The following is an 8338-nucleotide window of genomic DNA, read 5'->3' as shown; positions in this document are numbered from 1 at the left end:
GCGGCACGTCCCCCCCGGCGGCGCCGCCGGCCACCACTCCTGCGGCCTTGAGGGCGTACCCGGCGGCGAACCAGCCGATGACCGCGACCGGAAGCAGCGCGGGGATACCGGCGTTGACCTGGGCCAGCTCGCCCGCCGCCACCCGGCACTTCGCGCACGCGTCGAGGTGACTCCGCAGTCCGCGCTCCGCCCGCATCCGCAGCCCGCCGCGGGCGTACGCCCCGAGCCGGTCCGCGTACCGGGCGCAGTCGCCGCCCGAGGTGAGCGCCTGGCTCACATGGGCCTGGAGGTAGGCCTGCTTGAGCCCTTCGCGGGCCCGGCTGGCCAGCACCGACGTGGCGTTCGCGGTCAGCCCGAAGAGCGGGGCGATGTCGCTCGGCGACTCCTCCTCGACGGTGGTGTGCCAGAGGACCGCCTGCCAGCGTTCGGGAAGGCTGCGGAAGGCCCGCATGGCCATCGACTGCTCGGCCTCGTGCATCGCCAGTACATCCGCGCCGAGGTCCAGGGTGTCCGCGTCCGCCACCTCCGACGAGCGCGCGGCCTGGGCGGCGAACGCGGCGAAGTCGTCCACCAGTTGTTCGCGCTTGGCGGTCTTCGTCCAGGCGGCGGCCACATGGCGGACCGCCGTCATCAGATAGGCGCGCACCGCCTCCTCGGGCCCCTTGCCGCCCCGAACCGCCTGGAGGGTGCGGGCGAAGACCTCGGCCGTCAGGTCGTCGGCGGTGTGCGCGTCCCGGCAGCAGGTGCGGGCGTAGCGGCGGACGGCCTGGGAGTGGCGCCGGAACAGCTCGTCGTACGCGAGGTCGTCGCCCTCGCGCATGCGCTGGATCAGCTCCGCGTCCGAGCCGCGCCCCGCCCGCTGCATCGGCACGGCGGCCGTCTGCTCACCTGCCGCGCCGGAACCCCCGGAGGCGTCGGGCGCATCCTCCGCCGGGGCGGGCGGCCAGGGGCCCGGCAGGACCGTTCCGCCACCGTCGTCCTCGTCGTCGTCCGGTTGCCCGGGAACACCGCGGTCGCCGGGGACGGCCGGCTGCCCGGGGGCGGCCTGGCTCGGCACCTGGTGGCCGGGCAGGCCGACCGCTCCCGCGCCGTCGCCCGTGGCGGACACGCCGTCGTACGACTCTTCCCTCTGCCCGTCACCGCTCATCGCGGACGCCCCCGTATGCGCCATCGGACCCGAATACCGGGCAAGCGTGCCACAGAGCGCCGAGGCGGCGGGCCCACAGTCCCGTCAACCACTCCTCCGGGGACGCCTTCCCCGCACATGAGCGCCGGGCGGCACTCATTCGGGGAAGGGGCCACCCCTCGAAGTTGACGCCCGGACCCGCACCCGGACCCGCACCGGCACCGGAAGGGCACCGGAACGGCACCGGCACCGGAACCGGCATCCGCACGCACCGCGCGCCCGCGGCCCGTCCCCCGGGCCGCGGGCGCGCACCCGTCACTCGGGGCGGGAGCGCAGACCCTCCAGGAGGATGTCCAGCAGCCGGGACGAGGCCGCCGCCTGCTGAGCCGCGTCCGGCAGCGAAGGCGCCGCCGTCGCGATGACCAGCAGCACGTCCGACACCGTCACATCACGGCGCAGCTCACCCGAGGTCCGCGCGCGCTCGACCAGCCGCCCCACGACCTCCAGCAGTTCCACCGCACCGGCGCCCAGGTCCTCGCCGCCCACGTCCGGCGCGGACCGCTGCCCGGCCACCCGGGGCGCACCGGCCTCCTGACGCTGCTGGGGCACCCGGGGCTCGTCGCCCCCGGCCTCCCCGGCCTCGCCGGACACCGGCGCGTCCTCGGGCTCCACACCGACCCGCAGTATCTGCGGCGGCAGCAGCCGCCCGGCCCCCGACGCCACCGACGTCCGCAGGAAGCGGGAGAGCGCCGACCACGGCTCGTCCTCCTGCCCGAGCGCGGACCGGGCCTGATCGGTCAGCCGGGAGGTCTCCTCCTCGGCTATCCGCCGCACCAGGACGTCCTTGCTCGGGAAGCGGCGATAGACCGTCCCGACACCGACCCTGGCGCGGCGGGCCACGTCTTCCATCGGAGCGCCGTAACCCAGCTCCCCGAACACCTCGCGCGCGGCTCGCAGCACGTGTTCCAGATTGCGCTGCGCGTCCACCCGCAGAGGGGCCGACCGCACATGCGACGATGCGGAACCGAGGCCGTTGCCCAGAGCGCCCACCGTCGCCGGTGGCGTGGTCGTCGCCGTGCCGCCCACCCCGTTGAGGGTGCCGACTGCCCCGATGTGTCCGCTTTCTTCAGGCGCGACAGCAGTAGTCGGCCAATGCGATTCCTGAATATCCATAACTGTTCCCCCGGTTATGACGTCTCCCCCCGGAGACTCCCGCCGTGTCCGTCGGGTGCGGACCGATGGTCACCGTCCGACACCCTGACGACATACGAACATAGTTGAGCCAGGGTCAATTCAGAAGAGGGCAGTTCCGCCCGGAGCGCCCCCCGATCGGAGCAAGGACCGGTTGGTCACCAGTTGATCCCAAGCCCTGCCCCGTACCGCAATGCCTGACCTGCGGGGCTTGCGCCCCAACGGTCCGGCGCGCGGAAGCGACCCGTCCGCCCCGTCCGGTCACACAATTTGCCGGGGCTGTGGACAAACTCCGGTGCACGTTGCGTCATGGGGTGGTGATGGCTTCAGCTTCCGGGGGCACACCCCCCGGCCCCCCGCCGAATGCGCGCATCCTCGTCGTCGGCGGAGGCTACGTCGGGATGTACACAGCGTTGCGTCTCCAGCGGAAGCTGAAGCGGCGACTCAGAAGCGGCGAGGCCGAGATCGTCGTCGTCACGCCCGAGCCCTACATGACGTACCAGCCGTTCCTCCCGGAAGCGGCCGCCGGGTCGATCTCCCCCCGGCACGTCGTCGTACCGCTGCGCCGGGTCCTGCCGCACTGCACCATCGTCATCGGCGAGGCCCGGAGCATCGACCACACCAAGCGCACCGCCACCGTCACCACGCTCGCGAGCGGCGAGGACGGCACCGGCGCCCTGGAGATCGAGTACGACGAGATCGTCCTCGCCCCCGGCTCCGTGTCGCGCACCCTGCCCGTCCCCGGCCTCGCCGAGCACGGCGTGGGATTCAAGACGATCGAGGAGGCCATCGGGCTGCGCAACCACGTCATCGAGCAGATGGACATCGCCTCCGCCACCCGCGACCCCGGCGTCCGGGACGCGGCCCTGACCTTCGTCTTCGTCGGCGGCGGCTACGCGGGCGTGGAAGCACTGGCCGAACTGGAGGACATGGCCCGCTACACCTCGCGGTACTACCACAACATCAAGGCCGAGGACCTGCGGTGGATTCTCGTCGAGGCCACCGGCCGCATCCTGCCCGAGGTCGGTGAATCCCTGGGCCGGTACGCCGTACGGGAACTGCGCGGCCGCAACATCGACGTACGGCTGGACACCCGGCTGGACTCCTGCGAGGACCGGATCGCCGTCCTCAGCGACGGCTCCCGCTTCCCCACCCGCACCCTCGTATGGACGGCCGGCGTCAAGCCCGCCCCGCTCCTCGCCGCGACCGGCCTCCCCCTGGACGACCGCGGCAGACTCGTCTGCACCGCCCGCCTCACCGTCGAAGGCACCGAGCACGCCTGGTCGGCGGGCGACGCCGCCGCCGTTCCCGACCTCACCGCCGCCGAAACCGGCCGGACGACCGCACCCAACGCCCAGCACGCCGTCCGCCAGGCGAAGGTCCTCGCGGACAACATCGTCGCCGCGCTCGACGGCGCACCCCTCACCGGATACCGCCACAGCTACGCGGGGTCCGTCGCCTCGCTGGGTCTCCACAAGGGCGTCGCGCACATCCGCGGACGCCGGCTGAAGGGCCGTCCGGCCTGGCTGATCCACCGCGTGTACCACCTGAGCCGGGTGCCCACCTTCAACCGGAAGGCACGCGTCCTTGCCGAATGGACACTCGCGGGCCTCTTCAAACGCGAAATCGTCTCCCTCGGCTCCCTGGAACATCCCAGGGCCGAATTCGAACGCGCCGCAGGCCGCCGGCCGCGGCCCGACGGGGACGACTGTCAGTAGGGTCCGACACACTGGACGTGTGACCATGGGTGGGCCCAGATCTGCACAGAGTGACCCGGCCGGCAGCAACCGACAGTGACCAGCGAAGACCGCCCCCAGGGGCGCCGAACACCCCGGCGGGGTGGGACGCCCCCGGCAGAGGAAGCAGCCCGCCCGAGCGGACCAGACCGACACACGAGGCCAGAAATTCCGTGAACTTCACGCGCTGGAGCGCCCGCCTCCCCGGTACGCAGCGTCGCGCCGCCCGAGAGGACCACAGCTCCGTACCGGCGGCCCGCGCCGAGTACAACCGGCCCGAACCGGGTACGGTCCCGCCCCAGGACGGGCCCGACGGCGACCCCCTGCCCACCGCGCCGGACCTGGAGGACCTCTCCGCCCGCGAGATCCTGGGCCGGCTGCCCGCCCTCGTCGCCCTGGTGCACGGCTCCGACCACCGCATCGCCTACGTCAACGACGCCTACACCGCCGCCTTCGGCCCCCGCCCCTGCGGAGCCCCCGCGGCCGAGGTGATGCCCGAACTGACCGCGATCGGCCTTATCCCCCTCATGGACCAGGTCCTGCGCAGCGGCACCCCGCGCACGGTCAAGTCCCGCAAGGCCACCGACGGCCGCTCCTACACCGTGACCTGCACGCCCGTGCGCCCCGACGAGGAGAAGGGCCGCGACAGCGGAGTCCTCGTGTACGCCGCCGACGTCACCGACCACGCCGAGGCGGCCGAACGGCTGCGCGCCAGCGAGGGCCGCCACCGCGAAACCGCCGTCACCCTGCAGCGCTCACTGCTCCCGCAGGAGCTGGAACAGCCCGACGACCTGCGGATCGCCGCCACCTACCAGCCGGGCGGCACGGACGCCGCGGTCGGCGGCGACTGGTACGACGTCATCACCCTCGGCGCCGGCCGCACCGCGCTGGTCATCGGGGACGTCATGGGGCGCGGGGTGCGCGCCGCCGCCGTCATGGGACAGCTGCGCACCGCCGTACGCGCGTACGCCCGCCTCGACCTGCCGCCCCACGAGGTCCTGCAACTGCTCGACGGACTGGCCGCCGAGATCGACGCCAGCCAGATCGCCACCTGCGCGTACGCCGTGCACGACCCCAACGAGGGCCGGCTCGTCTACGCCTCCGCCGGCCATCTGCCGATCCTGGTGCGCGAGGAGGACGGCACGGTCCACCGCGCCGAGGACCCCATCGGGCCTCCGCTCGGCACCGGCGGCTGGCTGCACACCTCGGGCACGATCCCGCTGCCGCCCGGCTCCACGGCGGTCCTCTACACGGACGGGCTCGTCGAGCGCCGCGGTGAGGACATCGACGAGGGCGTCGCCGCGCTGGAGCGCGCCCTGTCCGGCGCGCGCGGCGCACCGCAGGTGGTGTGCGACCGGCTGATCCGCTCCCTGAACGTCACCGCCGAGCACGACGACGACGTGGCGGTCCTGGTCGTCCAGCACCCCGCCCGCACGGGCGCCGCCGCCGAGCTGTTCCACAACGCCTCGCTCGACCTGCTCGGCGGCATCGAGGCGGCGCCCCGCGCCCGCTCCTTCGCGACGGGGGTGCTCACCTCGTGGCGCTTCCCGGTGGAGCTGCGTGACCTGGGGGTGCTCGCGGCGGGGGAGCTGGTCGCCAACTCCCTTCAGCACGGCACCCCGCCCATGCGGCTGGGCCTGCGCCGCACCGACCGCCGCCTGATCATCGAGGTCACGGACGGCGACGACCACCTGCCGCGCCGCCGCCGCGCCGATCCGGGGGACGAGGCGGGCCGGGGGATCGAGATCGTCGCCTCGATCGCCACGTCGTGGGGCAGCCGCCGCACGCCGGGCGGCGGCAAGTCGGTGTGGTGCGAGTTCGCCCTGCCGCGATAGAGGGCGCGGTCAGCGCGCGGTGGCCACGGGGGCCGGCACGTTCTCCGGCAGGGACACGGCCACCACCCGGGACGGCGCGTTCGCGAGCGACGGCTGGTCCTGTACGGGGGTGAGCCGCCGGCCCAGCCGCAGGGCGAGCGCGGTGATCCCCAGCGAGAACAGCACGAACGTCACGATGTACGGGCCGTGCAGCGAGGCCCCCATCGGGCCGCCGACCGCCGGTCCGACCGCCAGCGCGAGCTGCTTGCACAGCGCGAACGCCGAGTTGTACTGGCCCACCATCGACTCCGGCGCCAGGTCCGCGACCAGGGGCGCGACGGTCGGCGACAGCATCGCCTCGCCGAGCCCGAACAGCGCGTACGTCGAGATCATCGCGGCCGTCGCCATCGTCTGGCTGCCGTGCCCGAGCCCCGCGTAACCGGCCACGATCCAGGCGAAGGCCCAGATCAGACCGACGGCGGCGATGACGCGGGTGCGCCGGCGGCGCTCCACGAGCCGCAGCACCACGAACTGCGCGACGACGATGACGGCGGTGTTGGCCGCCAGGGCCACGCCGAGCGTGGAGGGCTCGATTCCGGCCGCTTCGGTGCCGTACGCCGCGAGCCCGGACTCGAACTGCCCGTAGCAGGCGAAGAACAGCACGAAGCCCAGCACGCACAGCTGCACCATCGCCCGGTGCGACAGCAGCGCCCGCAGCCCGCCGCGTCCGCCGGGCGCACCCGCCGCACTCTCCGGCGCCGCCGCGGGGGTACGCGGCATCCGCACGGTCGCCGCGATGGCGCCGAGCACCAGGAACATCACCGCTTCGATCAGGAACAGCAGCGTGAACGACGCCGGGCTGCTGGTGTCGACGATCTGCCCGCCGACCAGACCGCCGATGCCCAGACCCAGGTTCTGCAGGAAGAACTGCATGGCGAAGGCCCGCGTACGGGTGGCGGGGCCGGTGCACCGGACGAGCATCGTGGCGAGCGCCGGCTGCATCACGGCGGTGCCGGCGCCGAGCACGGCCGCCGCGAGAACGGCGGCGGTGACCTGCGAGGACAAGCCGAGCGCGACGGCGCCCAGGGAAGCGACGGCGGAGGCGACGACCAGGACGGGCAGTGGCCCGCGACGGTCGATCACCCGGCCCGTGAACGGCAGGACGGCGAGCGCCGCCATGGCGAAGACCGCCAGGACGATCCCCGCCGTACCGGCGCCCAGATCCCGTACCTGCGCCACATAGACGTACAGATACGGAACCGTGAACCCGAGCCCGAACGCGCTCAGCGCGCTCCCCAGCTGAATCCGCCGGAGCGCTGCGCCCATTTCCCTGGTCACACTCACCTACCTCAAGCTCTCGAAGCCTCTGAGCCGTACCCAAGTGAACGACTCGAACCCGAAGACTTTATCACTAAAGTTCGACATCGAAAACTACGACTCGAAGGACTTCGACGGCTACGGGCGGCGTGCCATACTGCGCGCCATGTCTGACACCACCGAGCCCGGACTCGAAGAGCCGAGCCTCGACGAGCAGATCGCCGCCTACCAGCGCGAGTTCCGCGACCTCGACCCGCAGGTCGAGCAGGTCGTCTCCGCCCTCGGCCGGCTGAACCGCCGGATGAACGTGGCGTACGGGCGCCAGCTCGCCGCCCTGGGCATCAGCAACGCGGAGTGGGAGGTCCTCAAGACCCTGGTTCTCGGCGGGGAGCCGTACCGCCTGGGCCCGGGCGAACTCGCCAAGCGGCTCGGCCTCACCCCGGCCGCCATGACGCACCGCATCGACCGCATGGCCGGTGAGGGACTGGTGACCCGCGACCGGGACGAGAACAACCGGGTCCGCGTCATCGTCGAGCTGACGGACGAGGGGCGGACGAAGTGGATGGAGGCGATGCGGATGGCCACCGCCTTCGAGGCGGACCTGCTCCAGGATCTCGGGGGCGAGGAGCGCGGCCGGCTCGGCGAGATGCTGACCTGCCTGCTGCGCCGGGTGGAGCACGCCCAGCCGGACGCCGGCGGCCGCCTCACCGACCTGGACTGAGGGGGCCTCGGGAGGGGCGAGGGCGGGGGTTGACACGCCCCTCGGCGATCCGTAGTGTTCTCCGGGTTGCCACGGGGCCTGAACGGTTCTGCGGCAACCGATCCCGCCGCAACAGCGGCCAACCAAAACTCTGCACGATCTCCCGCTCGGGAAAATTTCGGCATGCCGAAATTCATTTCGAAAGACTCGATTATGAGTCGCCGGGAGAATCCGCTAAGGTTTTGGACGTCGGAACGGCCCAACGGCCGGGAGGACAAGCCCCGCTGACTGGGAATCAGGCCCGAAAGGATCTGATAGAGTCGGACTCGCCGGAAAGGGAAACGCGAAAGCGAAGACCTGGAAAGCGAAAAACGTTTGACCCGCTTCGACCGGGAATCGGACACGAAAGAGTCTGATAGAGTCGGAAACGCAAGACCGAAGGGAAGCGCCCGGA

Annotated in this window: 6 protein-coding genes; 3 read left to right on the top strand and 3 right to left on the bottom strand. The window is 72.4% G+C overall.

Features of this window, described 5'->3' with window-relative positions; all coding sequences use genetic code 11:
* Window positions 1–1147, bottom strand: a 1147-nt coding sequence (locus MHW47_RS28415; RefSeq protein WP_239226620.1) for a sigma-70 family RNA polymerase sigma factor, incomplete at its 3' end; no start/stop codon positions are given.
* A 294-nt stretch (window positions 1148–1441) separates the two neighbouring features.
* Window positions 1442–2299: a helix-turn-helix domain-containing protein gene (locus MHW47_RS28410; protein WP_275449754.1), complete on the bottom strand. Its 858-nt coding sequence runs from the start codon at window positions 2297–2299 to the stop codon at window positions 1442–1444.
* 419 nt (window positions 2300–2718) lie between these two features.
* On the opposite strand from MHW47_RS28410, the gene MHW47_RS28405 reads away from it, so the two are divergent.
* Both MHW47_RS28405 and MHW47_RS28400 read left to right on the top strand, forming a co-directional pair.
* On the top strand, window positions 2719–4035 hold the full coding sequence (locus tag MHW47_RS28405; RefSeq protein ID WP_239226617.1) for an NAD(P)/FAD-dependent oxidoreductase: 1317 nt from the start codon (window positions 2719–2721) through the stop codon (window positions 4033–4035).
* A gap of 191 nt (window positions 4036–4226) precedes the next feature.
* On the top strand, window positions 4227–5888 hold the full coding sequence (locus tag MHW47_RS28400) for a SpoIIE family protein phosphatase (RefSeq protein ID WP_239226616.1): 1662 nt from the start codon (window positions 4227–4229) through the stop codon (window positions 5886–5888).
* A 9-nt stretch (window positions 5889–5897) separates the two neighbouring features.
* Here MHW47_RS28400 and MHW47_RS28395 read toward each other — a convergent pair whose 3' ends face one another.
* Window positions 5898–7193, bottom strand: coding sequence for an MFS transporter (locus MHW47_RS28395; protein ID WP_239226615.1), 1296 nt, complete (start codon window positions 7191–7193; stop codon window positions 5898–5900).
* 157 nt (window positions 7194–7350) lie between these two features.
* Here MHW47_RS28395 and MHW47_RS28390 point away from each other — a divergent pair, with 157 nt between their 5' ends.
* On the top strand, window positions 7351–7905 hold the full coding sequence (locus MHW47_RS28390; protein ID WP_239226618.1) for a MarR family winged helix-turn-helix transcriptional regulator: 555 nt from the start codon (window positions 7351–7353) through the stop codon (window positions 7903–7905).
* Window positions 7906–8338: the final 433 nt, after the last annotated feature.

The sequence above is a fragment of the Streptomyces sp. OfavH-34-F genome, from assembly GCF_022347745.1.
Taxonomy (GTDB): domain Bacteria; phylum Actinomycetota; class Actinomycetes; order Streptomycetales; family Streptomycetaceae; genus Streptomyces.
The sequence above is the reverse complement of the archived record's forward strand: the minus strand, read 5'-3'. Positions and strand labels throughout refer to the sequence as shown.

Excerpts from the sequence above, each read along its gene's own strand:
- MHW47_RS28410 (WP_275449754.1), bottom strand. The coding sequence starts at position 2,299 with ATGGATATTCAGGAATCGCATTGGCCGACTACTGCTGTCGCGCCTGAA.
- MHW47_RS28405 (WP_239226617.1), top strand. The coding sequence starts at position 2,719 with ATGTACACAGCGTTGCGTCTCCAGCGGAAGCTGAAGCGGCGACTCAGA.
- MHW47_RS28395 (WP_239226615.1), bottom strand. The coding sequence starts at position 7,193 with ATGGGCGCAGCGCTCCGGCGGATTCAGCTGGGGAGCGCGCTGAGCGCG.
- MHW47_RS28390 (WP_239226618.1), top strand. The coding sequence starts at position 7,351 with ATGTCTGACACCACCGAGCCCGGACTCGAAGAGCCGAGCCTCGACGAG.